General features: G+C 72.4%; 1 protein-coding gene and 1 pseudogene. Both read right to left on the bottom strand.

Going from position 1 to position 1,846, the window contains the following annotated elements:
* Nucleotides 1–42: 42 nt before the first annotated feature.
* Entirely contained in the window at nucleotides 43–1,554 is a 1,512-nt protein-coding gene (locus KN815_RS42520) for a TadA family conjugal transfer-associated ATPase (RefSeq protein ID WP_216347121.1), read from the bottom strand.
* Nucleotides 1,551–1,846, bottom strand: a pseudogene (locus KN815_RS42515) (TadE/TadG family type IV pilus assembly protein); the annotation flags it as partial. The pseudogene KN815_RS42515 and the gene KN815_RS42520, both read right to left, overlap by 4 nt.

The following is a 1,846-nucleotide window of genomic DNA, read 5'->3' as shown; positions in this document are numbered from 1 at the left end:
TCGCGCCGAGGGCCGCCGTCGCGAGATGGTCCATGGGGCCTGCTACCTCCGGTCCCTGGGGTCGAACGGGGGTGGGTCGAACGGGGGTGGGTCGGATGAGGGTCGGTCGTGCGGGGGCCGACCGAACGGCGGCCGGTCGTACGGCGGCCGGTCATGCGGCGGCCGGTCATGCGGCGGCCGGTCATGCGGCGGCCGGTCGTACGGGTCGTATCCGGCGGCGCGGGTGGCCAGTTGGGCCGGGAAGGCGGCCACGCCGAAGGCCGGTGGCACCGATTCGCTCGCCATCCGCAGCCGCTCCGCGACCCGCTCCGGCAGCGGGAAGTAGCCGAACCGCCCGTGCACCACCCGGTCCGCGCCCATCGGCTGGGCGTCGAACCGGCAGACGGTGGCGATGCGGTACGCCTCGTGGCCGTGGCTGTCGAGCAGCGCGATCTCGCTGATCCGGCGGGAGCCGTCGGCGTTGCGGACGAGCTGGACGATGCAGTCCACGGCGCTGTTGATCTGGTCCCGCAGCGCCTCGTAGGGGATCGACACCTCCGACATGGAGGCGAGCGTCTGGAGCCGCATCAGCGCGTCCTCGGCGCTGTTGGCGTGGACGGTGGCCAGCGAGCCGTCATGGCCGGTGGACATGGCCTGGAGCATGTCGAGGGTCTCACCGCCGCGCACCTCGCCGACGATGATGCGGTCGGGGCGCATCCGCAGCGAGTTGCGGACCAGGTCGCGGATGGTGATACGGCCCTTGCCCTCGACGTTGGGCGGCCGGGACTCCAGCCGGATGACATGCGTCTGCTGCAATTGGAGCTCGGCGGCGTCCTCGACGGTGATGATGCGCTCCCCGTCGGGGATCAGCCCGGAGAGGGCGTTGAGCAGCGTGGTCTTGCCGGAGCCGGTGGGGCCGGAGACCACGACGTTGAACTTGGCGCGCACCAGCGCCGCGAGCAGCAGCAGCATCTGCTCGTCCAGCGTGCCCATGCCGATCAGCTCATGGAGGGTGTAGGCGCGGGGGAAGCGGCGGATGGTGAGCGTGGCGCCGGTGAGGGCGAGCGGCGGGATGATCACGTTGACGCGCTCACCGGACGGGAGCCGGGCGTCGACCATCGGATTCGACTCGTCCACTCGGCGGTTGACCGTGGAGACGATGCGCTCGATGGTCTGCATCAACTGCTCTTCGGAGGCGAACCGGACGGGGACCTGCTCGACCCGGCCCGAGCGCTCCACGAAGATCTGGTCCGGGCCGTTGACCATGATCTCGGTGATGGAGGCGTCCTCGAGGAGCGGTTCGAGCACCCCGAGGCCGAGCGCCTCGTCCACCACCCGGCGGATCAACTGGGAGCGCTCGGTGGTCGAGAGCACCGGGCCCTCTCGGCTGATGATGTGGCCGAGCACCCGCTCCAGCCGGGAGCGGCGCTCGGCGGTGGCGAGCGAGGACATCTCCGCGAGGTCGATCTCCTCGAGCAGCTTGGCGCGGTAGGCGGAGACGAGATGGCCGTCCTGGCGTCCGCCGCCGCTCTCACCGGGCCCCTCGGGCGCGGTGATACGGGCCCGCAGGCTCATCGGTCGCCTCCCATCGCGGCAGGCGCGGGGCCGCCGTTTCCGCCGTCTCCTTCGCCGTCGTCGCAGGGCATCGTGGCGCTCTTCTCGGCGCTGCCGAAGTCGAAGCCGGGGATGACGGAGGGGATCTCCACGGTCGCGGTGGCCCGCGCCTCCCCACCGCCGCAGCCGCCGCTGCTGATACCCGCGCCGTCGGCCAGCCATCCGCTCATCGCCGCCTTCCCGGCGGCCTGCGGGCTGGTCCGCGGCTCGTCGAGCGACGCCGTGCGCGCCGCCGCCCGCGCCGCGGTCCCGG

Origin of the sequence: Streptomyces niphimycinicus (assembly GCF_018883605.1) — a bacterium.
Taxonomy (GTDB): Bacteria; Actinomycetota; Actinomycetes; order Streptomycetales; family Streptomycetaceae; genus Streptomyces; species Streptomyces niphimycinicus.
This window is presented reverse-complemented; position numbering and strand designations above follow the sequence as displayed.